General features: G+C 63.4%; 25 protein-coding genes. 11 read left to right on the forward strand and 14 right to left on the reverse strand.

Annotation, left to right across the window (positions count from 1 at the left end; translation table 11 throughout):
- The coding region (locus ACOI1H_RS08725) for a hypothetical protein (protein WP_422436705.1) at nucleotides 1-235 on the forward strand (235 nt) is incomplete at its 5' end.
- Between the two features lie 264 nt (nucleotides 236-499).
- On the opposite strand, the gene ACOI1H_RS08730 is transcribed toward ACOI1H_RS08725, so the two are convergent.
- Complete coding sequence (locus ACOI1H_RS08730) at nucleotides 500-706, reverse strand: cold-shock protein (protein WP_422436707.1); 207 nt, start codon at nucleotides 704-706, stop codon at nucleotides 500-502.
- A 147-nt stretch (nucleotides 707-853) separates the two neighbouring features.
- On the opposite strand from ACOI1H_RS08730, the gene ACOI1H_RS08735 reads away from it, so the two are divergent.
- Nucleotides 854-1,177, forward strand: coding sequence for an arsenate reductase family protein (locus ACOI1H_RS08735; RefSeq protein ID WP_422436708.1), 324 nt, complete (start codon nucleotides 854-856; stop codon nucleotides 1,175-1,177).
- Between the two features lie 38 nt (nucleotides 1,178-1,215).
- On the opposite strand, the gene thrS is transcribed toward ACOI1H_RS08735, so the two are convergent.
- Nucleotides 1,216-3,198, reverse strand: coding sequence for a threonine--tRNA ligase (gene thrS, locus ACOI1H_RS08740; RefSeq protein WP_422436710.1), 1,983 nt, complete (start codon nucleotides 3,196-3,198; stop codon nucleotides 1,216-1,218).
- Nucleotides 3,199-3,408: 210 nt separating this feature from the next.
- Between thrS and ACOI1H_RS08745 the strand changes: the two genes are divergently transcribed.
- The 3 genes from ACOI1H_RS08745 to ACOI1H_RS08755 all read left to right on the forward strand — a co-directional run bounded on the left by ACOI1H_RS08745 (nucleotide 3,409) and on the right by ACOI1H_RS08755 (nucleotide 6,355).
- Nucleotides 3,409-4,149 carry an alpha/beta hydrolase gene (locus ACOI1H_RS08745; protein ID WP_422436711.1) on the forward strand — a complete coding sequence of 247 codons (741 nt, stop codon included), beginning with the start codon at nucleotides 3,409-3,411 and terminating at the stop codon, nucleotides 4,147-4,149.
- A 70-nt stretch (nucleotides 4,150-4,219) separates the two neighbouring features.
- On the forward strand, nucleotides 4,220-5,566 hold the full coding sequence (locus ACOI1H_RS08750) for an MFS transporter (protein WP_422436712.1): 1,347 nt from the start codon (nucleotides 4,220-4,222) through the stop codon (nucleotides 5,564-5,566).
- A 75-nt stretch (nucleotides 5,567-5,641) separates the two neighbouring features.
- The gene (locus ACOI1H_RS08755) at nucleotides 5,642-6,355 is read left to right on the forward strand and encodes an alpha/beta fold hydrolase (RefSeq protein ID WP_422436714.1); all 714 of its coding nucleotides are present in this window, start codon (nucleotides 5,642-5,644) and stop codon (nucleotides 6,353-6,355) included.
- Nucleotides 6,356-6,409: 54 nt separating this feature from the next.
- On the opposite strand, the gene phaZ is transcribed toward ACOI1H_RS08755, so the two are convergent.
- Nucleotides 6,410-7,777 carry a polyhydroxyalkanoate depolymerase gene (gene phaZ / locus ACOI1H_RS08760; RefSeq protein WP_422436715.1) on the reverse strand — a complete coding sequence of 456 codons (1,368 nt, stop codon included), beginning with the start codon at nucleotides 7,775-7,777 and terminating at the stop codon, nucleotides 6,410-6,412.
- A gap of 67 nt (nucleotides 7,778-7,844) precedes the next feature.
- Here phaZ and phaC point away from each other — a divergent pair, with 67 nt between their 5' ends.
- From phaC to phaR, 3 genes are all read left to right on the forward strand, one after another.
- On the forward strand, nucleotides 7,845-9,641 hold the full coding sequence (phaC, locus tag ACOI1H_RS08765) for a class I poly(R)-hydroxyalkanoic acid synthase (protein ID WP_422436717.1): 1,797 nt from the start codon (nucleotides 7,845-7,847) through the stop codon (nucleotides 9,639-9,641).
- A gap of 169 nt (nucleotides 9,642-9,810) precedes the next feature.
- Nucleotides 9,811-10,260, forward strand: coding sequence for a Phasin (locus tag ACOI1H_RS08770; protein ID WP_422436718.1), 450 nt, complete (start codon nucleotides 9,811-9,813; stop codon nucleotides 10,258-10,260).
- A 129-nt stretch (nucleotides 10,261-10,389) separates the two neighbouring features.
- Nucleotides 10,390-10,935 (forward strand): polyhydroxyalkanoate synthesis repressor PhaR, encoded by a 546-nt coding sequence (gene phaR, locus ACOI1H_RS08775; RefSeq protein ID WP_422436720.1) that lies wholly within the window; start codon nucleotides 10,390-10,392, stop codon nucleotides 10,933-10,935.
- 12 nt (nucleotides 10,936-10,947) lie between these two features.
- Here the strand turns inward: phaR and ACOI1H_RS08780 are convergent, their stop codons facing one another.
- The 9 genes from ACOI1H_RS08780 to rlmJ form a co-directional block, all read right to left on the reverse strand.
- Nucleotides 10,948-12,252 (reverse strand): NAD(P)/FAD-dependent oxidoreductase, encoded by a 1,305-nt coding sequence (locus tag ACOI1H_RS08780; RefSeq protein ID WP_422436800.1) that lies wholly within the window; start codon nucleotides 12,250-12,252, stop codon nucleotides 10,948-10,950.
- Nucleotides 12,253-12,366: 114 nt separating this feature from the next.
- Nucleotides 12,367-13,719 (reverse strand): glutamine synthetase family protein, encoded by a 1,353-nt coding sequence (locus ACOI1H_RS08785; RefSeq protein ID WP_422436722.1) that lies wholly within the window; start codon nucleotides 13,717-13,719, stop codon nucleotides 12,367-12,369.
- On the reverse strand, nucleotides 13,716-14,399 hold the full coding sequence (locus ACOI1H_RS08790; protein WP_422436723.1) for a type 1 glutamine amidotransferase: 684 nt from the start codon (nucleotides 14,397-14,399) through the stop codon (nucleotides 13,716-13,718). Before ACOI1H_RS08790 ends, ACOI1H_RS08785 begins: the two co-directional genes overlap by 4 nt.
- 66 nt (nucleotides 14,400-14,465) lie before the next feature.
- A complete protein-coding gene (locus ACOI1H_RS08795) occupies nucleotides 14,466-15,272 on the reverse strand; it encodes an ABC transporter permease (protein ID WP_422436725.1) in 807 nt (268 codons plus the stop codon).
- Nucleotides 15,269-16,153, reverse strand: a complete 885-nt coding sequence (locus tag ACOI1H_RS08800; protein ID WP_422436801.1) for an ABC transporter permease — start codon at nucleotides 16,151-16,153, stop codon at nucleotides 15,269-15,271. The genes ACOI1H_RS08795 and ACOI1H_RS08800 overlap by 4 nt, the downstream gene beginning before the upstream one ends.
- A gap of 89 nt (nucleotides 16,154-16,242) precedes the next feature.
- Nucleotides 16,243-16,968, reverse strand: coding sequence for a transporter substrate-binding domain-containing protein (locus ACOI1H_RS08805; protein ID WP_422436727.1), 726 nt, complete (start codon nucleotides 16,966-16,968; stop codon nucleotides 16,243-16,245).
- Nucleotides 16,969-17,091: 123 nt separating this feature from the next.
- A complete protein-coding gene (locus ACOI1H_RS08810) occupies nucleotides 17,092-17,871 on the reverse strand; it encodes an ABC transporter ATP-binding protein (protein ID WP_422436729.1) in 780 nt (259 codons plus the stop codon).
- Nucleotides 17,872-17,914: 43 nt separating this feature from the next.
- On the reverse strand, nucleotides 17,915-18,349 hold the full coding sequence (locus ACOI1H_RS08815) for a TerB family tellurite resistance protein (protein WP_422436731.1): 435 nt from the start codon (nucleotides 18,347-18,349) through the stop codon (nucleotides 17,915-17,917).
- A gap of 45 nt (nucleotides 18,350-18,394) precedes the next feature.
- Nucleotides 18,395-19,177 carry a 23S rRNA (adenine(2030)-N(6))-methyltransferase RlmJ gene (rlmJ, locus tag ACOI1H_RS08820; RefSeq protein ID WP_422436733.1) on the reverse strand — a complete coding sequence of 261 codons (783 nt, stop codon included), beginning with the start codon at nucleotides 19,175-19,177 and terminating at the stop codon, nucleotides 18,395-18,397.
- Nucleotides 19,178-19,279: 102 nt separating this feature from the next.
- Between rlmJ and ACOI1H_RS08825 the strand changes: the two genes are divergently transcribed.
- On the forward strand, nucleotides 19,280-20,032 hold the full coding sequence (locus ACOI1H_RS08825; protein WP_422436735.1) for a MipA/OmpV family protein: 753 nt from the start codon (nucleotides 19,280-19,282) through the stop codon (nucleotides 20,030-20,032).
- A 119-nt stretch (nucleotides 20,033-20,151) separates the two neighbouring features.
- Here ACOI1H_RS08825 and ACOI1H_RS08830 read toward each other — a convergent pair whose 3' ends face one another.
- Both ACOI1H_RS08830 and secG read right to left on the reverse strand, forming a co-directional pair.
- On the reverse strand, nucleotides 20,152-21,795 hold the full coding sequence (locus tag ACOI1H_RS08830; RefSeq protein ID WP_422436736.1) for a CTP synthase: 1,644 nt from the start codon (nucleotides 21,793-21,795) through the stop codon (nucleotides 20,152-20,154).
- Between the two features lie 162 nt (nucleotides 21,796-21,957).
- Entirely contained in the window at nucleotides 21,958-22,314 is a 357-nt protein-coding gene (gene secG / locus ACOI1H_RS08835) for a preprotein translocase subunit SecG (RefSeq protein ID WP_422436738.1), read from the reverse strand.
- Nucleotides 22,315-22,490: 176 nt separating this feature from the next.
- Between secG and ACOI1H_RS08840 the strand changes: the two genes are divergently transcribed.
- Both ACOI1H_RS08840 and ACOI1H_RS08845 read left to right on the forward strand, forming a co-directional pair.
- Entirely contained in the window at nucleotides 22,491-23,786 is a 1,296-nt protein-coding gene (locus tag ACOI1H_RS08840) for an adenylosuccinate synthase (protein WP_422436740.1), read from the forward strand.
- The gene (locus tag ACOI1H_RS08845; RefSeq protein WP_422436742.1) at nucleotides 23,783-24,019 is read left to right on the forward strand and encodes a DUF2842 domain-containing protein; all 237 of its coding nucleotides are present in this window, start codon (nucleotides 23,783-23,785) and stop codon (nucleotides 24,017-24,019) included. The genes ACOI1H_RS08840 and ACOI1H_RS08845 overlap by 4 nt, the downstream gene beginning before the upstream one ends.

Consider the following 24,019-nt stretch of genomic DNA (forward strand, 5'->3'; position numbering starts at 1 on the left):
AGCAAGCTCTTATCTGAAGTATTTAATCGGTCAATTCCAGGGCTCCTATGAAATCGTAAAATTGCAGCGTGACGTTGAAGCAGGTGCTGGATTTTGTTCTCAAACTTTAAGACATCTTGGTGTCCAAAGACATGAAATATTTTGGATTTATTTGAAGAAAAGTTTCCCATCCATGTGTCAATCGCCTCCTTATATCGCTCCACTCCTTCTGCTGTGGAATTGTCAGCTAGAATAGCGTTCATGTAGCGGCGCTGGGCAGCGAGGCGTCTGTCTAACTGCTTCGATATTTCGTCAACTATTCCTCGAGCTTAAATCAGCTCTTTCTCATAGAGTTCCGCTAGGGCTCTATGTTTCCAAGAGCGTTGCTGAAGAGCAGCACCGATAACGGCGGCAACAATTCCCAACGTCAGTGTGCTCAAAAATGAAATTTCTGAAAGCCCTTTATTTGTCTTGCGATCTGCTCTTTGAGGGAACCATATTTATTCTCATAATTCAATAATCAAATCCGCTCCAACTCCCCCGCCATCTTCCGGCCGTCTCTCCCCTCGATCGGCTCATAGCCGATCGGTTGGTCGTCGGCCAAACCCGTCAGGCCGGCGCGTTCCACGGCGGTGATGTGGACGAAGACGTCGGGGCCGCCTTCGTCAGGGGCGATGAAGCCGAAGCCCTTGGTGGTGTTGAACCATTTCACTTTTCCGGTCGGCATGGCGTGTCCTTCGTGAGCATACTGGCAATCGCAGGTCGTCCGACCCGGCCCTTGTCATCCGGATTTTAACGCCACATTGAAAAAGGCAAACGCCGACCCGCGCGAAAAGCGTGAAAAGCAAAACCAGTTTACCGAAGGACACCCGCCATGCGCATCTTTGCCCTGAAATCCTGCGACACCTGCAAAAAAGCGATCAAGGCGCTGCGGGACGCGGGCCATGACCCCGACATCATCGACGTGCGCGCCGACGGGATCGCGGACGGCGACCTCGACACCATCGTCGAGAAGTTCGACACGGCCGCGCTGAACAAGTCGTCGACTACGTGGCGCGACCTGGACGAGGCGGAAAAGACCATGCCGATCCGGTCGCTGCTGACGATGTATCCGAAGCTGATGAAGCGTCCGGTGATCCAGAACGGCGAGGTCTGGACCATCGGCTGGAAGGAAGACGCGCAGGCGGAGCATCTGTAGGCGGCCCACCTGACGCGGGCCGCCGGTCTGGGTGGTCGCTACATCACGTCGCCCAGGGTCAGAGGCTTGGGAGTGGGGCGCAGGTCCGGTGCTGTCGCCTCATCGGCCAATTGCGTCACGATCTCGTCCAGCGTCATCACGCGGGTCTGCTGTTCGCCCAGACGGCGGACAGAGGCGGTGCGCTCCTCCACCTCTCGCCCACCCAGCGCCAGGATCACGGGGACCTTGCCGACAGAGTGTTCGCGGACCTTGTAGTTGATCTTTTCGTTGCGGGTGTCCGCCTCGGCCCGGATGCCGCGCGCGCGCAGGGCGCTGACGACTTCGGCGGCGTAATCGTCCGCGTCCGACACGATGGTCGCCACGACGACCTGACGCGGGGCCAGCCAGAACGGCAGCTTGCCGGCGTGTTCCTCGATCAGGATACCAATGAAGCGTTCGAAGCTGCCCAGCACGGCGCGGTGCAGCATGACGGGGCGATGCTTGTCGCCGTCCTGCGCCACATAATTTGCGTCCAGTCGTTCGGGCAGGTTCGGGTCCACCTGCAGGGTGCCACACTGCCATTCCCGCCCGATGGCGTCGGTCAGCGTGAACTCCAGCTTTGGTCCGTAGAAGGCGCCTTCGCCCGGCAGCAGGTCGAACCCGTAACCGGCGGCGTTGCAGGCATCGCCCAGCGCCTTTTCCACCCGGTCCCAGCTTTTGTCCGTCCCGATCCGCTTTTCAGGCCGCGTGGACAGCTTGATCGTCCAGTTGTGAAAGCCGAGGTCGTCATAGACCGATGCCAGCAGCTTGATGAACTTCTCGGTCTCGGCGACGATCTGATCCTCGGTGCAGAAGATATGCGCGTCGTCCTGCGTGAATCCGCGCACCCGCATGATGCCGTGCAGCGCGCCGGAGGGTTCGTAGCGGTTGCACGACCCGAATTCCGCCATGCGCAGCGGCAGGTCGCGGTAGGACTTCAGGCCCTGGTTGAAGATCTGGACGTGGCAGGGGCAGTTCATCGGCTTCAGTGCGTTCACGGTCTTTTCGCGGGCATGATCCTCGTCCACCTCGACGATGAACATGTGGTCCTGATAGTTTTCCCAGTGGCCTGATTTTTCCCACAGCACCCGGTTCACGACCTGCGGTGTGTTCACCTCGACATAGCCGTCCGTGCGCTGCTTGCGGCGCATGTAGTCCTGCAGCGTCGTGTAGATCGTCCAGCCGTTCGGATGCCAGAACACCTGACCCGGTGCTTCTTCCTGCATGTGATAAAGGTCCATCTCGCGGCCCAGCTTGCGGTGGTCGCGCTTGGCGGCCTCCTCCAGCATGTGCAGATGCGCCTTGAGGTCGTCCTTGTTGGTGAAGGCCGTGCCGTAGATGCGTTGCAGCATCTGGCGGCTGCTGTCGCCGCGCCAGTAGGCCCCGGCGATGGACATCAGCTTGAAGCCGTCGGCGGGCACCTGTCCCGTGTTCTGCAGATGCGGCCCGCGGCACAGGTCCTGCCAACCGCCGTGCCAGTACATGCGCAGCGGCTCATCGCCGGGGATGCTCTCGATCAGCTCGACCTTGTAGGGCTCGCCCCGGTCGGTGTAGTGCCGGATCGCGCGGTCGCGGTCCCAGATTTCGGTGCGGACCTCGTCGCGGGCGTTGATGATCTCCTTCATCTTCTTCTCGATGACGGCCAGATCCTCTGGCGTGAAGGGTTCCTTGCGGTCAAAGTCGTAATACCAGCCGTCCTTGATGACCGGCCCGATCGTAACCTGCGTGTCGGGCCAGATCTCCTGCACGGCGCGGGCCATGATGTGGGCAAGGTCGTGACGCACCAGTACCAGTGCCGGGCCTGCGTCCTTCATCGTGTTGATCGCGATGGAGGCGTCCGCGTCGATGGGCCACTGCAGATCCCAGTGCTGGCCGTTCACGGTGGCCGAGATCGCCTTTTTCCGCAGGCTGGAGGAGATGTCGGCGGCCACGTCGCCCGGCGTCACGCCTGCGTCATAGCTGCGCGCATTGCCATCGGGGAAGGTCAGGGAAATCTGGGCCATGTCTGGCTCCTCATCGGTTTGGCGCCCACGGAACGCCCGGTTGCGGGATATGTGTGACGCTTACTTGCCGTGCGGCCCGCGAGGGGTCAAGGGGGACTCGCCGATGCCGGGCGCGGCGTGCCGCAGGTTGCCCCCTTGTCATTGGCATCGCCGCCGTGATGTGCTGGGCGCTGGCGGCAGGGGCCGTGGGGATGCAAGAGGTGCAGGGCGATGCCTGACATGCTGACGACACCGCAAGGGCGGCGGATCGCCTACCACCGGACGGCGGGGCAGGGTCCGACGGTCGTGTTCCTGGGCGGGTTCAAATCCGACATGGGCGGCACCAAGGCGGTGCATCTGGAGGGGTGGGCGCAGGCGCGAGGCCGCGCGTTCCTGCGGTTCGACTATTCCGGGCATGGCGAAAGCGAGGGGGCATTCACCGACGGGTCCATCGGCGACTGGTTTGCGGATGCCCGTGCGGCGCTGGACCTGATCGAGGGGCCGCTGGTGCTGGTCGGGTCCAGCATGGGGGGATGGATTTCCTTGCTCTGCGCCCGCGCCATGCCGGACAGGATCGCGGGCCTCGTCACCATCGCCGCAGCGCCGGATTTCACCGAGGACAGCATGTGGGCAGATTTCGATGTTGACCAGCGCGACGCCATAATGCGCGACGGGCAGGTCGCGCTGCCATCGGATTACGGCGCACCCTACATCATCACGCGCCGCCTGATCGAAGAGGGTCGCGAAAACCTCGTGCTGCGCGCGCCGCTTCACCTGCCGTTCCCGGTCAGGTTCCTGCAAGGCACCGCCGACGCCGATGTCGATGTCGGCACGGCCCTGCGCCTGCTGGATCACGCAACCGGACTGGACATGCGGCTGACGCTGGTGAAGGGGGCGGATCATCGCTTCTCAGACGCGACCTGCCTCGACCTGATCTCCGCTGAGGTGACAGAGGTCCTTTCGCGTGCCTGATCGCCACGTTCCGCTTTGGAATTCCCCCGCCGCCCACTAGCGTCGCGCGAGGGGTCGCAGGAAGCGCGCGATGGCATTGACCAAGGCACAGATGGCGGGCTGGGGGCTGGCCGACATGGGCGTCAACGTCTTTGTCGTGGTCAAGCAATTGCTGGTCTTCACCTTCCTGACCACTTTCCTGGGCGTGCCGCCGGGCGTCGCGGGGCTGGTGACATTTGCCGTGCTGGCCTTCGACGTCGTGACGGACCCCATCGTGGGCTACCTGTCGGACCGGACCAACAGCCCCTGGGGGCGCCGCGTGCCGTGGATCGCCAGTGGCGCGGTGATTCTCTCCCTGTCCGTCGTCGCCATGTTCGCAGTGCCGGTGGGACTGGGCTGGCAGGCCAACGCGCTGTGGGTCGCGCTGTTCTTCGGGTTAGCCTCTGTCGGGTTCACCTTCGTCGCGATCCCCTATGGCGCGATGGCGGGCGAGATGACGCAGGACGCGGCAGAGCGATCCACGATGATGGCATTTCGCATGACCTTCGCCTCGCTTGGCCTGTTGCTGGCGGGGGCGCTGGTTCCGGCGCTGGCAGGCGACAGCCGGGCGGGCTATGCGCGGGCGGTGCTGGTCGTGGCCCCCGTCGTCGTGCTGACGATCTGGGGCATGTTGCTGGCCACCCGCCGCGCACCACAGATCGCGGCTCCCGCGACCGAAGGCTTTGGCACTGTGCTGGCGATGGTGCTGGGCAACCGCCCTTTCGCGTTGATGGTGCTGCTTTACGGTGTCCTCACGCTTGGCGTGGCGCTGATCGCGGCAGGGCTGCAACTGGCGGCGCTGTATCTGATGACCAACACCGGCGGACCGCTGTCGGGGCTGACCGGGGCGCTGGGGATTTTCTCGACGTTGTTCGCGATGTTCATCCTGGGCTCTGTGCTGTCGCAGTTTCCGTGGGTCTGGGCCGGTGCGCGGTGCGGCAAGGTCTCGGCCCTGATGCTGGGCCTCGGGCTTTATGTCGTGGTGCTGGTCTGCGTCTGGGTCAGCCTGCCCGCGACGGGCGTGTCCCTGATGGCGGGGCTGTTTCTGTTGGCAGGCGTCGCGAATGGTGCCTATCAGCAGATTCCCTGGGCGATGTATCCCGACCTGATGGACGTGACCCGCGCGCGGGACGGTGCGGCGATCGAGGGAGCCTTCAGCGCAGTCTGGCTGTTCGGGCAAAAGATCGCAAATGCGCTGGCTCCGCTCGCGTTGGGCTTGATCCTTCAGGCGGCGGGCTGGCAGCCCTCGGCACAGGGCGTGGTGGAACAGTCGCCGCAGGCGCTGGCGGCCCTGCGCATCGCCCTGACGCTGGTGCCGGCGGCCATCTTCATTCTGGGCGCTGCGGGCCTGTGGTGGGTCTATCGCCCCCGCGCGCGGCATGTGGCCAGCCACCGTTAAGGCGCGGATCCTGCGGTTGCACCGGCCCCGCGCCAATGCCATGAAGGTCAAAATCCCCAAGGGCAGGGCCGACCGATGACGCGCGAACCGCTGGTGCTGATCCCACCGATGCTGTGCGACGCGCGGGTCTTTGCGCCGCTGACCGCCGCCTTGTCGCCCGATCACGCCATCTGCATCATGCCCACCCGCGGGGCCGACAGGATGGAGGAGATCGCAAGCCGCATCCTTGACTGGGCACCGGCAAAGTTTGCGTTGCTGGGCCTGTCGATGGGTGGTGCGGTCGCGCTGGAAATCATCCGACGCGCGCCGACCCGCGTGCTGCGCATCGCGTTGATGGACTGCACGTCGCAGGCCGAGACGCCGCAGACTGCCGCCGCGCGCGAACCGCTGATCGTCGCGGCCCGCGCGGGACGGTTCAAGGATGTGGTGGCGCAGGAAATGCCGGCGGCCTGCTTCGCGCATGGCCCGCACCGGCGTCACACGCTGGAAACCATCACCGACATGGCGTGGGCGATGGGACCGGAGGCCTATGTCGCGCAGGCCCGCGCGATGCAACGACGCCGGGATCAATCCGCGACTCTGCGCCAGATCCGGCAGCCCGCCGTCGTCATCTGTGGCGAGGAAGACCCCGTGCATCCCGTCCGCCGCCACCAGTTCATGGCCGAGATGATCCCATATTCCCGGCTGGAGGTCATCGCCGGGGCCGGCCACCTGCCGACGCTTGAACAACCGGAGTCGACGGTCGATGTGGTGCGCGACTGGCTGCGCCAGCCTCTCGTGCTGCGCTAGACAGCGAAAAGCCCTGCCCGGTGTAAACCGGACGGGGCTTTGCTGTGGGACGGATCACTTCGTGCCGGTCTTCGGCCTCATCTCGGTGACGTTCTTCGGGGCCGTCTGCGTTTCGTTCTTGCCGACCTTGTCGACAGGACCGGTGTCGACCTTTTGCGGTGCCGGAGCAGGTTTCTTGACCGATGCCTCGTCGCCGGAGTTCGCATCGATGAAGGCAAGCACAAGGGGGCGGATGTTGCGGCGCCATTTGGCACCGGCAAAGATGCCGTAGTGACCGGCCCCCGGTTCCAGATGCGACGCCTTCTTGGAATCGGGCAGACCGGTCATCAGCGCGAGTGCGGCGAGGCATTGACCGGGTGCCGAGATGTCGTCCTTTTCACCCTCGACTACCTTGACGGCGACCGTCGTGATCGCGCCGATATCGACCTTCTTGCCGTCGACGACAAAGGCGTTGCGTGCGATGTCGCGGTTCTTGAACACCCGTTCCACCGTGGACAGGTAGAATTCGGCCGGCATGTCCATGACGGCCAGGTATTCATCGTAGAACTGGTTGTGCTTGTCGTGTTCAGATGCCTCGCCCTTCGCGGTCGCGATGATCTGGTCGCGGAACGCCTTGGCGTGCAGCTCTCCGTTCATCGAGATGAAGGACGACAGTTGCAGCAGACCCGGATAGACCTGACGACCCACACCCTTGTACTTGAATCCGACGCGCTGGATCATCGATTGTTCCAACTGGCCCATCGTCACCGATCGGCCGAAATCCGTGACGGCGGTCGGATTGGCATCGGGGTCGATTGGCCCGCCGATCAGGGTCATGGACCGGGGCTGCGCGTTGGGGTCCTCTGCCGCGAGATAGGCGACGGCAGCCAGCGTCAACGGTGCCGGCTGGCACACGGCGATGACATGCAGGTCGCTGCCCAGCTTCTTCATGAAGTCCACGAGGTAAAGCGTCGAATCCTCGATATCGAACTTGCCCGCGCTGACGGGAATGTCGCGGGCGTTATGCCAATCGGTGACATAGACCTCGCAGTCGGGCAGCAGCGAAATGACTGTCTTCTTGACCAGCGTGGCATAGTGGCCGGACATCGGTGCCACCAGCAGCACGCGCCGCTTCAATGGCGCGCGACCGCCGACGTTGAAGTGGATCAGATTGCCGAAGGGCTTCTCCAGAACGGTTTCGACATGCACGATGTGATCGGTGCCGTCGGCGATGGTCTGGACGGGGATGTTCCAGTCCGGTTTCACGACCATGCGGCTGAACGCGCGCTCCGTCACCTCGCCCCAGGCACCCAGCCAGTCCATGAAGGGATTGGCCGTCATCGCCATCGCCGGGTAACTGGCGAAGGCGCGCGCGGTCGACCCGAGCCATTGGTTCGTGTTACGCATGCTTTCCATCATGTCGTAGGTCATCATATACTTCATGGTGGAAAGCTCCTGAGGTGGTCGCGCAAAAATGCTGCAGCTGCGAAGGTAGGGCGGGGGGACGCGTATGACAACCGATGATAAGGTCGAAGCTGAAACGGCTCGTAAAAATCTTGACACGTTGGAAAAGAATCTGGCCCGTGTGGACGCGCTGACACAACGTCTGGTCGCCGCACTATCCAGGGGCCGTCAAGTGCCGACCGCCTTGCAAGGCCCGAGTCAGGACCTTTATGCCAAGGCTGCCGGTGCCTATTGGACCGAGATGATCAACAACCCCGCCAAGCTGATCGAACATCAGCTGTCGTTCTGGTCGAAATCCGTCACTCATTTCGTCGAGGCACAGGCGCTGCTGGCGCAGGGCAAGATCGCTGCCCCCGTGGACAAGACTCCAGACGACCGCCGTTTCAGTCATGAACTGTGGAAGACCAACCCGTTCTTCAACTTCGTCAAGCAGCAATACATGATCAACGCCGAGGCGATCACGCAGGCGATCGAGGACGTGGACACGCTGGATGCGGGCGAGAAAAAGCGTCTGCGCTACTTCGGCCAGCAGATCGTGGACCTGTTCAGCCCGACCAATTTTCTGGCCACCAACCCCGAGGCGCTAAGCCTTGCAGTCGAAACGGACGGCGAGTCGCTTGTCAGGGGCCTCGAGAACCTCGTCCGCGATCTGGAAGCGAACAACGGAGACCTCGTGGTGACGCTGGCCGACAAGGACGCCTTTACCGTGGGCGAAAACCTGGCCACCACGCCGGGAGAGGTGGTCTTTCGCAATCACCTGTTCGAATTGATCCAGTATGCGCCGACGACTGACGATGTCCACGCGACGCCGCTGCTGATCTTTCCGCCCTGGATCAACAAGTACTACATCCTCGACCTGAAGCCCGAGAATTCGCTGATCAAGTGGGTCGTCGATCAGGGCTACACGCTGTTCGTCGTGTCCTGGGTGAACCCGGACGCCTCCTACGCCGATACGACGATGACGGATTATGTCGAGGACGGCTTCCTGCGCGCGATCTCGGTCGTGAAGGAGATCTGCGAGGTGCCTCAGGTCAACACGATCGGATACTGCATCGCGGGCACCACGCTGTCTTTGACCCTCGCATTGCTGGCACAACGCGGTGATACCTCGGTCAATGCTGCGACGCTGTTCACCGCACTGACCGATTTCTCCGATCGCGGCGAAGTCGGCGTCTTTCTGGAGGAGGATTTTGTCAATGGGATCGAGCGTGAGGTGGCAGAGACCGGCATCCTCGACAAGTATTACATGTCCCGGACCTTCAGCTTCCTGCGGTCCAACGACCTGATCTACGGACCCGCGATCAAGAGCTACATGATGGGCAAGGCCCCACCGGCGTTCGACCTGCTTTTCTGGAACGGTGATGCCACCAACCTGCCGGGCAAGATGGCAAGGGAGTATCTGCGCGGGTTGTGCCAGTCCGACCTGTTCGCGACGACGGGGTTCGTCGTGGCGGGGGCGACGGTGCGGATCGAGGAGGTCAACGTGCCGATCTGTGCCATCGCCTGCGAAACCGACCATATCGCAGCCTGGAAAAGCAGTTTTCGCGGTGTGCAGAAGATGGGATCGGCCGACAAAACCTTCATCCTGTCCGGATCGGGCCATATCGCCGGCATCGTGAACCCGCCGGCCAAGAAGAAATACGGGCACTGGGTCAATGCGGACCTCGGCCTCGAACCTGATGCATGGAAAGACGCAGCCGAAAAGCGAGAGGGCAGCTGGTGGCCGGTGTGGGAGGAATGGCTGGCCGCCAGATCGGGCGACATGATTCCCGCCCGTACACCCGGAACGCGAAAATTTCCCGCCCTCGTGCCGGCCCCGGGCACCTACGTCACCGGCGGCTAGCCCAGCTTGTGCCTGTTTTAGGTGCCAGTTCAACGCATTGCCCACGTGCGGAAATTTTTATGCTGCGCCGCAGAAAAACCTTGAAATGCTGCGGTGCAGCATGTATATCCTGCTCAGAACGAAACGACGGTTGAACCCTCTGCCGTCAAACACTGCAAAGGAATATACCATGGCTAAGACACAGGACTTCACGACCATCTTCAAGGACATGATGGGCTCTTTCCCGGTCGACACGAAGGCGATGGAAGACGCCTACAAGTCGCAGACCACGCTGGCCGAGAAGATGTCGACCGTGTCGCTGTCCGCCGCTCAGGAATCCGCGCAACTGTCCGCCAAGTGGGCACAGGACACCCTGACCAAGATGCAGGACATGACCAAAGCCAAGGCCGAGCCTGCTGACTATGCCAAGTCGATGACCGACTTCGCGTCGGCCACCGCAGAGTCCGCCGCCGAGCACATGGCCGCCTTCGCCGAGATCGCCAAGAAGGTCCAGACCCAGACGCTGGAACTGATGATGGCCGCTGGCAAGGACATGTCCGAGGACATGACCGCCGCCGCGAAGAAGGCGCAGGACGAAATGACCAACGCCGCGAAAAAAGCGACCACCGCTGCCAAGTAAGCGGACCCGCTGATCGACATTCAGGCGCGCCTTTCGGGGTGCGCCTTTTTGCTGCGCGGGTTTTCAGTTGTTTGTCGTGCAGTCGCGGCATAGCATCGCTGCACTGCATCATGCTTGAGAGGGCAGACCATGGCCGCCACCGACAAACCGTTGCTCATCAAGCGTTACGCCAGCCGGCGGCTTTATAACACCGAGACCAGCGACTACGTCACGCTGGACGACATCGCGACATTCATCCGTGCCGGGCGCGAGGTGCAGATCGTCGACCTCAAATCCGGCGATGATCTGACGCGGCAATATCTCCTCCAGATCATTGCAGAACACGAAAGCCGTGGTGAAAGCGTGCTGGGCGTCGATCTGCTGACCGACCTCGTGCGCAGCTACACCTCGCAGGCGGCCTCCGTCGTGCCGCAGTTCCTGACCGCCAGCTTCGAGATGCTGCGCGACGGGCAAAGCAAGGCGATGGAGAACATGACCAAGACGAACCCCCTGCTAAAGATGCCGGGGTTCGAGGCGATGCGCACGCAGCAAGAGGCCTTTTTCAAGGCCATGACCGGCGGATTGATTCCCGGCGTCTCGCGCGAGCCGCAGAAGGGAAAGCCAGCCGACGACCTGGAAACGATCAAGGCCCAACTGGCCGAGATGCAGGACAAGCTGTCCAAGATGGGGAAGTAGCCTCGCCTTCCGTCAGACCCCCAGCCGGTCGCGCAGGGCAAACCATGTCATCGCCAGCGTCAGCAAGGGCGGGCGAAAGCGGGCACCGCCCGGAAAGTTCGGCACCGGCAGCCCGGCCATGATGTCAAAACGGTCGGTCTGTCCAACGATCGCCTCGGCCATCACGCGCCCAACAAAGCCGGACAGCGCGACACCGTGACCGGAAAAGCCGGCACCGGACAGCATGTTCGGGCCAAGGCGCTGCAGGGCCGGCAGCCGTGTCATCGTGATGCCAAGTGTCCCGCCCCAGACATGATCGAAGGCCACCTCGCGCAGTTGCGGGAACAGGGACACCATTCGCGCGTGAAGCGCACCTGAAATATCCGCAGGGTATCCAAGCCCGTAGCTTTCGCGACCACCGAACAGCAAGCGACGGTCCTCTGACAGCCGGTAGTAGTTGACGACGAACTTCGAATCCGCCACCGCGATATCGCGCGACAGCACCTTGTCGGCCAGATCGCCCAATGGCTGCGTGGCACCGATGAACGAATTGATCGGCATGACCCGCGCCGCGACCTTCCTGCTCAGGTCGGGCAGATAGCCATTTCCTGCCAGGATCACGTGATGGGCCGTGACCATCCCGCGCGCGGTCTGCACGCTGGCCGGAGTGCCGCGCTGGATGTGATGCACTTCAGAGCCTTCGTGGATCGTGACCCCCGCCGCTTCGGCAGCGCAGGCTAATCCCACTGCATAGCGGAGCGGATGAATATGCGCCGCCCCCATATCGAGCCACCCCCCCACATATGCACCAGTGTGCACGATGTCGCGCAGGCCGTCGCGATCCAGCGGCGTGATGCGGTCATATCCGTAGTGACGCTCCAGATACTCTGCCTCGGCGTGAAGGGCGTGCCGCTCCGCGGATTTGTAGGTGCCGAACGCGACGCCGGGTGTCCAGCGCGCCTCGGGCGCGTGACGATTAACCAGATCGTGCAGGTCGGCCTTTGCCTGTTCAGAGCAGTCCCAAAGCGCGCGGGCATGGGCGGGCCCCAGTTTCTTGGCCAGGTCCATCTGGTGCCAGTTGTAGCCCGATCCGACCTGCCCGCCATTGCGCCCGGATGCGCCGAACCCGGCACGGTGCGCCTCGATCACGATGACCCGGCGACCGGCCTGCGCCAGCCGCAGCGCAGCGGTCAGGCCGGTATAGCCGGCGCCGACAATGCAGACGTCCGCGCGATATGTGCCACGCAGGGCGGGTCGCTGCGGCGGCAGGGTCGTCGTGGCGGCATACCAGCTGTCGGGAAACTGACCGGGCGCGTCATTGCGGTACAGCGGGTTCATTCCGACACCGTTGCCGGTGGTTGCATGTCCTGCCACGTCCGTCCCACCGCCAGCGTGACCGCCAACAGGCAGAAGGCAAAGCCCAAGGCCGCCAACGCGTTGCGTCTGGCCCGCTCAGACATTGAGCAGCAGGTGTTCGCGTTCCCAGGGGCTGATGACCTGGAGGAACTCGTTATATTCGGCGTGCTTCACGATGGAATAGACGCGGGCGAATTCTTCGCCCAGCACCGCGTGGATGTCCTTGGCACCGTCGAACAGGGAAAGAGCGGCGTAAAGGCCCTGCGGAATCTCGTCTTCCGAAGTGTAGGCGTCACCCCGGAACCGCTTGTCCGGCCAGATCTCGTTCTTCATGCCAAGATAGCCGCAGGCGAGGCTGGCCGCGATGCACAGGTAGGGATTGCAATCCATCCCCGCCAGCCGGTTTTCCACCCGCCGCGCCTCTGGCGGACTGATCGGGATGCGGATGCCCGTCGTGCGGTTGTCGCGGCCCCATTCCAGGTTGATGGGTGCCGCATGGTCACGGACGTAGCGACGAAAGCTGTTCACATAGGGCGCGATGACGGCGATCACGCTAGGCATGTGTTCCTGCAAACCGCCGATGAAGTGAAAGAAGTCGTCGGTTTCGCCGCCCTGCGGGCCGGTAAAAATGTTGCGCCCCTTGGCGTCTAGCACAGAGTGATGCACATGCATCGCGGACCCCGGTTCGCCCTCGATCGGTTTGGCCATGAAGGTTGCGGTGCAATTGTGCTTCAATGCCGCCTCGCGCAGCAACCGCTTGAAGAAGAACACCTCGTCCGCCAGCTTCACCGGATCGCCGTGGCGCAGGTTGATCTCCAACTGGCCCGCGCCGCCTTCCTGAGTGATGCCGTCGATCTCAATTCCCTGGATTTCGGCGTATTCGTAGATGTCGTCGATCACCGGGCCGTAGTCGTCCACGGCGGACATGGAATAGGCTTGCCGTGCGGCGGCGGGACGGCCGGTGCGACCCATCATCGGCTCGATCGGCTTGGCCGGGTCGATGTTGCGGCCCACAAGATAGAATTCCATCTCTGGCGCGACCACGGGTGTCCAGCCTTCGGCCTTGTAAAGGTCGCAGACCCTTTTCAAGACGTTGCGCGGGCTGCACCCGACCGGGCGGCCCTTCTGATCGTAGGCGTCGTGGATCACCTGCAAGGTGCCGTCCTTGGTCCAGGGGGCTGCTGTCGCGGTGGACAGGTCAGGGCGCAGGATCATGTCGGGCTCGAGAAAGCCTTCCGGTCCCGCCGCCTCGCCCCATTCGCCGGTGATGGTTTGGAAAAAGATGCTGTTGGGCAGATGGAAATGCGGCTGCTTGTCCCATTTGGCCGCAGGCACCGCCTTGCCGCGCGCGATGCCGGGCAGGTCGGCGATCACGCATTCGACCTCGTCCAGGCGATTGTTCTCGAGATAGATGCGCGCGGCCTCGGGGATTTCGTCCATCCAACTCATGTCAGGCTCCGGGTCTTGAAGAACCGCGCCATCTGGTCAGCAATGCTTCTGTTGTCGATGGGTTCGTACTGGGTTGCACGCGCGGCGGCGAGGATGGCGTCTGGTACGACCCCTTCGCCGCGCGCGTCGCCCAGTTGCCGGGTAAAGTCGTTGTCGAACTCCGGGTGGGCCTGCACGGTCAGGATGCGATCGCCGTAGACCAGCGCCGCATTCTCGCAAAAGTCATTGGTCGCAACGACCCTGGCTCCGTCCGGGCGTGCCGTCACCTGATCCTGGTGCCAGGCGTTCAGGGCGATAGTCTGCCCTTGCCAGTCATAGGTCTGGCGTCCGACAGCCCAGCCCCCCGCAAACTTCTCGACGCGCCCACCCAGCGCCTGCGCGATGATCTGGTGGCCGAAACAGATGCCGACCATCGGCACAGCAGCAGCATAGGCGTCGCGTATGAAGGTTTCCAGCGGGGCGATGAACGGGTGATCCTCATAGGCCCCGTGCTTCGATCCGGTCAGCAGCCAGCCGTCGGCGGCGTGGACATCCTCGGGGAACTGCATGTCGACGACGTCATGGACCTCGAACTGGAAGTCGTGATCGCCCAGCAGCCGCTTGAACAGATCCGCATAGTCGCCCGTCTCGGGCCGCAGCGCATCTGGCGCGTGACCGGTCTGCAATATTCCGATTTTCATGGATCACCTGCGTTTGATGGGCGCAATCTAGGACGGGCCGTCGGGCAGGGCAACCTGCCCCTTGGGTCAGCGGATGATCTGCGGACGGATACGCAGCCGCCGGCGTTGATCCTGCGGCAGATGGCGGTTCAGCCGCGCGTTGACGACACCGAAGCAGGTGATGACCGTCAGCGTCAGGATGATGAAATAGCCCGCAAGGATCGGATAGGGGACGAAGGGATTGAAGGTCTTGTCGGCAAAGTAGTTGGCATAATACAGCGCGTCGCCGCGCTGTTGCAGCGCGGGAAAGCCAGAGAAGAAGACCAGCGTGGTGGCATGAAACAGAAAGATCGCCTCGTTCGTATAGGCGGGCCAGGCGAGGCGCAGCATCGTCGGCCAGATCACCCGGCGGAAGCGCGACCAGCCGGACAGGCCATAGGCGTCGGCGGCCTCGGTATCGCCCTTGGGAATCGACAGCAGGGCCCCATGAAAGATTTCGGCTGAATAGGCGGCGGTGTTGAAGAACAGCACGACCAACGCCCCCGCCCAGGCCGAGGTGAAGAGGCCGAAGACCGGTGCCACAACTTTCAGCGACAGAAACAGGAAGTAGGCAAAGAAGAACTGGATGAACAGGGGCGAGCCCCGGAAGATGAAGATGAACCATTCGGAGGGTTTGCGCAGACCGGTGTGGCGCGACGCCTTGCCAAGCGCCAGCGCGGTCGCCAGCAGGAATCCGGCGGCCAATGCCAGGATGCCGAAGTAGATGTTCCAGATCATGCCCGACCCGATCAGGGTGAATTGCTGGCACAGCGTGAAATCACTCCGCGGTAGCAGCCGTTCCCCGATGCCGAGGCTGCGCAACCCGTAGTCCGCGATGGTCTGCCAGCAACTCATGCGGCGGCCTTGCGTTGCGCTTCGCCACCCGCCGTCGCCTGGCCCAACGTCAGACGGTTCATGACGCGGCCCAGCACGACCTCTGACACCTTGGTCAACAGCAGATAGAAGATCAGCAGCGCCGCGAAATACCACATGCGCCAGTCGCCGTGCGGGTAGTCGGTAAAGGTCGGTGTCTTGCTGCCGCCCAGTTCGCGCGCCCAATAGACGATATCCTCGACCCCGAGCAGGAAAAGCAAGGGCGTCGCCTTGATCAGCACCATCCATAGGTTCGACAGACCGGGCAGGGCATAGACCCACATCTGCGGCACGAGGATGCGGCGCGTGACCTGCCGGCGCGACATGCCGTAGGCCTCTGCGGTTTCAAGCTGGCCGCGTGGGACGGCCTTCATCGCGCCGAACAGGACGTTGGCCGCGAAGGCCCCGAAGACAATGGCGAAGGTGATGACCGCCAGCCCGAAGCCGTAGGATTCATGCACCCATTGCGCTGCATTGCCCAGCGGCAGCTTGGCCTGCGGGCAGACGACGAAATCGTTGCCTTGTCGCACAGGCATGTCCCAGCCGGGGCACATGGCCTTGTGGCGCAGGTATTCGACGGCCTGATCCAGTGCGATGACGAAAAAGAGGAAGAACGCGATATCCGGCACCCCGCGCACGATCGCCATGTAGGTCTTGCCGAACCACCGCAACGGCGCGAAGGGACTGCGCGCGGCGGATGCACCGCCATAGCCGAACAGCAATGCCAGCGGGGCGGTGATCGCCAGCAGCAGCAGCACGACGCCGACGGACCAGTAGATCCCCATGTGCTTGCCCGTCGTCAGGTAGCAGGAGAGCCACGTCACGCCAGACAGGCTGGCCGGGTCTGCGCAATACTGGAAGATGGGCGCGTTCCTTGCCGCTGGATATTGAGTTTATTTTGCCAGATGAAAGGGATGCACCGCGCCTATCACGAAGGCGCGGTGCGTGTGGCCTAGAAGGTGGCCGATCCCGGCAGCAGGTCGGTGATCATGGTGTTCAGGGTGCCGTCGTCCTTCATCGACTGGATCGCCGCGTCGAACTTGGCCTTCAGCTCTGTATCGGTCTGGCGCAGGCCGACTCCGATGCCGCCACCGATCAGAACGTCTTCACCCACCAGCGACAGCGCATCGTCCGCTGCGGCGACGGGGTCGAGGAATGCCTTGTCGGCCAGCACCGCATCAGCCTCGCCATTGCGGACGGCGGCAACGGATTCCTCGGGCGTGGCGAATTCCAGCAACGTGGCGCCCGGCATCTCGGAGGCGACATAGCCCGCCTGGATCGTGCCGGTCTGTGCGGCAATGACACCGGTGCTCAGGTCGGCGCTGTCATCCATCCCGAGGAACGCACTGGGATCTGGTTGAGTGTAGGGGTCGGAGAAGGCGATGACCTCTTCCCGCTCTGGCGTGATCGACATGCCGGCCATGATGGCGTCGTAGTTGCCTGACACGAGGTTCGGGATGATGCTGTCCCAGTCATTCGTGACCCAGGTGCAGGTCAGTTCCGCGCGCGCGCACAGCTCGTCGCCCAGCGCCCGTTCGAACCCGTCGACTTCGCCTGCGTCGTTGATGAAGTTGTACGGAGGGTAGGCACCTTCCGTGCCCAGCCGCACGACGTCCTGCGCTGCAGCGGCCCCTGCGAACAGCGCCAGCGCTGCGGTCGTCAGTGTGAGTGTCTTCATTGTCGTCTCCCGGTTGGTCGGACCGACGTTGCGGCCCCGTTGATCGCGAAAGGGTTATGCGAAAAAGCGCCGATGGCAAGAGGTGTTGGGATGACGCAGCGGCAGTCGCGGTGCATGTGCCTTTCAGGCGGGTAGGCTCGCCGACAAAAAGCCGCGCAGCCGGTCGGTCTGTGGATGGGTGAACAGATCGCCGGGCGCACCCTGTTCCTCGATCACACCCTGATGCAGGAACACGACGTGGTCCGAAACGTCGCCTGCCATGCGCATGTCATGGGTCACGATCAGCATGGTGCGGCCTTCCTCGGCCAGCGCATGGATGACGCGGACGACCTCCTGCTCCAGCTCTGGGTCCAGCGCGCTTGTCGGTTCGTCGAACAGCAGCGCCTTGGGCTCCATGCACAGTGCGCGTGCGATAGCGGCGCGCTGTTGCTGGCCACCCGACAATTGGGCGGGATAGGCGTCGGCCTTGTCGTCGATCCCGACCTTGGCCAGATAGCGGCGCGCGGCGTCCTCGACTTCGGTCCGGTCGCGTTTCAGGACGGTCAGCGGCGCCTCCATCACGTTTTGCAGGATCGTCATGTGCGCCCAAAGGTTGAACTGCTGGAACACCATAGACAAGTTCGTGCGGATGCGGATCATCTGCGCGTGGTCTGCGGGGCGGCGGTGCAGACCCTCGCCCTTCCACTTCACCGGTTCGCCGTCGAAGACGATGTCACCTTGCTGGCTGTCCTCCAGCAGGTTGGCGCAGCGCAACAGCGTCGATTTGCCAGAGCCGGACGATCCGATCAGCGACACGACGTGGCCCGCATGGGCCGTGATGTCGACGCCCTTCAGCACTTCGAGAGTGCCATAGGCCTTGTGCAGGTTGCGGATCGCGATGACGGGTGTGGCTGTCTGGTTCATGAGGCGCGATCAGACCGCAGATTGCGTGCAAAGGCAACGGGTTCTATGCGGACCCTTCGATCCGGCGGCGGGCGGCGTTGCTGTCCTGATCGGTCACGCCCAGCATGGGGGCGACCATGCGCATGATGCTGTCTTCCTGCGCGTCGCGGGACCCGTCGGCCAGCACGATCTGCCACATCGCGGCAATCACCCCAAGCCGGTCCTCGTAGTCCACTGCGTCCTTGATGGCGCGGGTGAAGCGCACGGTGTCCGGGGCCTCCGCCTCCAGCCCCTCGCATTGCAGGCGCAGGTCGCTGGCGTCGGTCAGGTCGTAGCGGCAGCGCAGGATCGCCTCGATCCGGTCTTTCTCGACCGGGTCATAATGGCCGTCGGCGCGGGCAAGGCGGACCAGCAGCGCACCAAGCGCCAGGCGGGCATCGGCATCGGGGATGCGGTCGGGGGCGGGGGCGGTCATGCGCCGGAGGAGGTCTGCGAACATGACCCTGTTATAGGGCGGCCCTGACCATGCGGAAAGGGTGCGCGGTCAGGTCTGCGGTGCCACGCGCGCAAAAAGCCGTGACAGGGCGTTGGCTTCGTCCACGAATCCGAAGGGCGGGTTCACGACGAAGAGGCCCGATCCGACCATGCCGTGGCCGGGCCGGGCCGGCGGAAAGCTGACCGTATGAGAGACTGCGTCGGGAAACTGCCGGTGCAGCGCGCGCAGCATCGGCCTGTGCCGCGCATCGGTCAGCACAGGATACCACAGGGCCAGCACGCCGACAGGCCAGCGGCGGTGCAGTTTGCGCAGGAATTCCGGCACATCGTCGTAGTCGGTTTTCACCTCCCAGCTTGGGTCGCACAGCAGCAGGCCGCGGCGCGGATCGGGCGGGCAGCGGGACAGTGCCATCGCGAAGCCGTCTGTCTGGCTGACGGTCACGCCGGGCAGGGCGGCGCGTAGCGCCTCCGCCTCTGCCGGGTGCAATTCGGCCAGCGTCACCTCGTCCTCGAACCGCAGCGTGTTCAACGCAATCAGGGGGCTGCCTGGATAGGCCTGCGCGCCGTGATCGGCGCGGGTCTTTGCCAGCGCACGGGCATAGGGATGGTCGGCGGCGAACCAACCTTGTGCAAGTGCGATGCCTTGGGCCGCCTCGCCGGTCTTGGCAGCCTCTGGCCCCGACAGGTCATAGACGGCGCGTCCGGCGTGGGTTTCGAGGTAGGACAGCGCCTTGGGCTTTTGCACCATGTAGTCCAGCATCCACGCCAGCAGGGCGTGTTTGTGGACATCGGCCAGGTTCCCGGCGTGATAGGCGTGTTGATAGGACAGCATCTCATTGCCCTAACCTGTTGTGCGCGGCGCGGGAAGCCTTGCGGCGCCGGGCTTTGGTGCTAAAGTCGAAACGACAGCTTCAAAATCCCGGAAAGTCTCACCATGTCCCTGACCCGCCTGCTGCCCGCAGCGATTTTCGCAGCTTCTTTGCCTGTGGCGGCTTTCGCGCAGAACACATTCATCGTCGGCATCGGCCCGCAGTCCGCTCCCGGCTATTTCGGTTCGGATGAAAATGAGGTCGGGGTCAGCGGCACCTTTGCCGTGCAGGAACTGAACTTCGGTCCGCTGCGCTTTGGCGGGGCCGAAGGCGGCGCGCCCGAAGGCTTTGGCTTTTCCGGATCGGTCCGGTTCATCGGTGAACGCGATGGCGTGAAGTATCGTGAACTGGCCGGGACAACGCCGATCGACGCGGCACTCGAACTCGGCGGCGGCCTGACCTATGCGACCCAGAACTTCCAGGTGTTCGGTCTGGCCCGTTACGGCGTCACCGGTCACGAATCGTTGGTCGGAGAAGTCGGTGCCGACCTCATCTTCCGCCCCTCCGATCCGGTCGAACTGCGGGTCGGCCCGCGTCTGTTCTACGGTGATGACGACTACGCGCAGACCTATTTCGGCGTCACCGCTGCCGAGGCCGGCAATGGAAATACGCTGACGGCCTTCGATGCATCCGGCGGCATGCTGTCGCGCGGGATCGAGGCCAGCGCATCCTACGCCTTTTCTGAGGATTGGGGGTTGCAGGGCAAGCTGCGCTACGACGAATTCACCAATGACGCGGCCGACAGCCCCATCGTGACACAGGGCAGCGATTCAGCGACCACAGCCAGCGTTCTGGTCACGCGGCGCTTCAACTTCTGACATTGGGCGCTTGATTGAAGACATGGCGCGCCGGTTCGGTGCGCCATTTTCGTCTGAACGGTCTGTGTCGCGGGGGCTTTGCCCCCACACCCCCAGGATATTTCCGACCAGAAGAAGGGTCAGACAAGTCGCGAATTTACCACGGCGGCGCGCACGAAATCGGAAAACAGGGGGTGCGGCGCGAAGGGCTTCGATTTCAGCTCGGGGTGAAACTGCACGCCGATGAACCACGGATGGTCCGACCATTCGACGATCTCGGGCAGCTTGCCGTCGGGCGACATGCCGGTAAAGCACAGGCCCTTCGCCTCGAGCTTTTCACGATATTTGGTGTCGACCTCGTAGCGGTGGCGGTGGCGTTCCTCGATCGCGGTGGTGCCATAGACACCTGCGACCTTTGAGCCTTCGCGCAGGACGGCATCATAGGCCCCCAGACGCATTGTTCCGCCCTTGGCGTCATCCGATCTGCGCGCGACGGTCTGGTTGCCCTGTACCCATTCCTTGAGGTGATAAACCACCGGCTCGAACCGCTTGACGCCGGCCTCGTGGTCGAATTCCTCTGACCCTGCGGTCGTCAGGCCTGCAACGTTGCGCGCCGCCTCGATCACCGCCATCTGCATGCCAAGACAGATGCCAAGATAGGGCACGCCCTTTTCGCGGGCGAATTGCGCGGCCTTGATCTTGCCTTCGGTGCCACGCTCGCCAAAGCCGCCGGGGACCAGGATCGCGTGGAACCCTTCCAGATAGGGGGCCGCATCCTCGCGGTCGAAGAGTTCCGCATCGACCCAGTCGATCCGCACCTTGACCCGGTTCGCCATGCCGCCGTGGGTCAGCGCCTCGGCAATGGATTTGTAGGCGTCTTCCAGTTGCGTGTATTTGCCGACGATGGCGACGCGCACCTCGCCTTCGGGGTTGTGGATGCGGTCGGCCACGTCGTGCCAGATCGTGAGATCAGGCTTCGGTGCGGGCGAGATGCCGAAGGCATCCAGCACCGCTTGATCGAGACCCTGCGCGTGATAGGCTAGCGGTGCCTCGTAGATCGACTTCAGGTCGTAGGCGGCGATCACGGCATCCTTGCGGACGTTGCAGAACAGGCCGATCTTCTCGCGCTCGCGTTCCGGGATCGGATGTTCGGACCGGCAGACAAGGATGTCGGGGGCCAGACCGATGCTGCGCAATTCCTTGACGGAGTGCTGGGTCGGCTTGGTCTTCAACTCGCCACTGGCGGCCAGATAGGGCAGCAGGGTCAGGTGCATGAAGATGCACTGGCCGCGCGGCTTGTCCTGTGCGAACTGGCGGATCGCCTCGAAGAAGGGCAGCCCTTCGATATCGCCCACGGTGCCGCCGATCTCACACAGCATGAAATCGACCTCATCCTCGCCGATGCGGATGAAGTCCTTGATTTCATTGGTGACGTGCGGAATGACCTGGATCGTCTTGCCGAGGTAATCGCCGCGCCGTTCCTTTTCCAGCACCGTGGAATAGACCCGGCCGGAACTGATGGAATCGCTCATCCGGGCCGCGACGCCGGTGAAGCGTTCGTAATGGCCCAGGTCGAGGTCGGTTTCCGCGCCGTCGTCGGTCACGAAAACCTCGCCATGCTCGAACGGGGACATCGTGCCGGGATCGACGTTCAGGTAGGGGTCGAGTTTGCGAAGGCGGACCGTGTAGCCGCGCGCCTGCAACAAAGCACCCAGCGCCGCGGACGCCAATCCCTTGCCGAGAGAGGACACAACCCCGCCCGTGATGAAGATGAAACGTGCCATGGAAGGGCCCCCGTGCGTGTCAATATTGTCGACCTGCGACCCCTTGGAATCGCATCATCACGGGGTTTAAGGATAGCCGAGAACAGCCAGCCTGCGCAACCCATGACGCAAGATCGTGGTGTGCCGCCCCGCAGGGCAGCCAGTTGTTGTGGTAACGGCGCCCTAGTTGCCCGACGGGACCAGCGGCGCATCCGTGGCCGAAGGCGGCAGCAGATTGTCGCCAAGGTCGGGCGACACCGGGGCCTCGGCGGCGGGTGCGTCCTGCAACCTGTCGACGACCGACGCACCGGCCGCGTTTTCCGCCGCGATGATCGTCAATGCGATCGAGGTCGCGATGAAACCGATGGCCAGGATCCACGTCACCTTGCCCATCGCCGTGGGGGCCGGGCGACCCGTCGTCGCACCGCCACCGCCGCCGATGCCAAGGCCACCGCCCTCGGACCGCTGCAGCAGCACGGTGCCGATCAGCGTCAACGCAAGGATCAGGTGGATGACGAGGACGATGTTTTCGTATTGCATGACGGCTGGCCTGGCGGTTGTCTGCGGTTCGGCGCTATCTATGCCCTACGCCCCCTTGCCGCAACCCCAAAGGGCGGCCCGGACCCGGTGCGTGACGGCGCGCGCTTTTTCGGTTTCATGCCGGGGCAGAGAAGCATATAGCGGGCAACGGATTTTCCGACATAGGACCTGATATCATGGCAAACGTTGTCGTCGTCGGCGCCCAGTGGGGCGACGAAGGAAAAGGCAAGATCGTGGACTGGCTTTCCGAACGGGCCGACGTGGTCGCGCGCTTTCAGGGCGGTCACAACGCCGGCCACACGCTGGTCATCGACGGCAAGGTCTACAAGCTGCACGCGCTTCCGTCCGGTGTCGTGCGCGGCGGCAAGCTGAGTGTCATCGGCAATGGCGTCGTCCTCGACCCCTGGCACCTGCTGAAAGAGATCGAGGGTCTCCGTGGGCAGGGGGTCGAGATCACGCCAGAAACCCTGATGATCGCGGAAAACACTCCGCTGATCCTGCCCTTCCACGGAGAGCTGGACCGCGCCCGCGAAAATCAGGCCGACGTGGCCAAGATCGGCACGACTGGGCGCGGCATCGGGCCATGTTACGAGGACAAGGTCGGCCGTCGTGTGATCCGCGTGGCGGATCTGGCGGATGCCGCCACGCTGGAACTGCGCGTCGATCGCGCTCTGGTGCACCATGATGCCTTGCGCCGGGGCCTTGGCCTCGATCCCATCGACCGCGACGACCTGCTGGCGCGGTTGAGAGAGATCGCGCCGGCGATCCTCGCATACGCGGCCCCGGTCTGGAAAGTGCTGGCCGATGCCCGCAAGGCCGGCAAGCGCATCCTTTTCGAAGGCGCGCAGGGCGCGCTGCTGGACATCGACTTTGGCACCTATCCCTTCGTCACGTCATCCAACGTGATCGCGGGGCAGGCGGCGACGGGCACGGGTGTCGGGCCGGGCGCCATCGATTTCGTCCTCGGCATCGTGAAGGCATACACCACCCGCGTCGGCGAAGGCCCTTTCCCGACCGAATTGCTGGACGACAACGGAGAGAAACTGGGCCAGCGCGGCCATGAATTCGGCACCACGACGGGCCGCAAGCGACGCTGTGGCTGGTTCGATGCAGCGCTCGTGCGGCAGACCTGCGCGACCTCGGGCGTGTCGGGCATTTCACTGACCAAACTTGACGTGCTGGACGGGTTCGAGACACTGAAGATCTGCACCGGCTATGATCTGGACGGGCGGGTGCTGGACTATCTGCCCACGGCCGCCGACCAGCAGGCCCGCTGCAAGCCGATCTACGAGGAAATGCCCGGCTGGTCCGAATCGACCGAAGGCGCGCGAAGCTGGAACGACCTGCCGGCCCAGGCAATCAAATACGTGCGCCGGATCGAGGAGTTGATCGACTGCCCGGTGGCGTTGGTGTCGACCTCGCCCGAACGCGAGGACACGATCCTCGTCACCGATCCCTTCGCCGCGCGATGAAGGGCTGGTTCGCGAACCTCAGCTACAAGGCCCGCAAGCGGTGGGCGCTGATCATCCTCGTGCTGGGACTGCCCGCCTATATCATCGTCGCGGTGACGGTCACATCGACGCTGGATCGTCCGTCGTTCCTGACGGAACTTGCCATCTATGTCGGGCTGGGTGTCCTGTGGGCCTATCCGTTCCGCAGCATCTTCAAGGGCATTGGCCAGCCGGACCCGGACGACCGGGACTGA

Source organism: Loktanella sp. DJP18, from assembly GCF_049310965.1.
In the GTDB taxonomy this organism is placed as follows: domain Bacteria; phylum Pseudomonadota; class Alphaproteobacteria; order Rhodobacterales; family Rhodobacteraceae; genus Loktanella.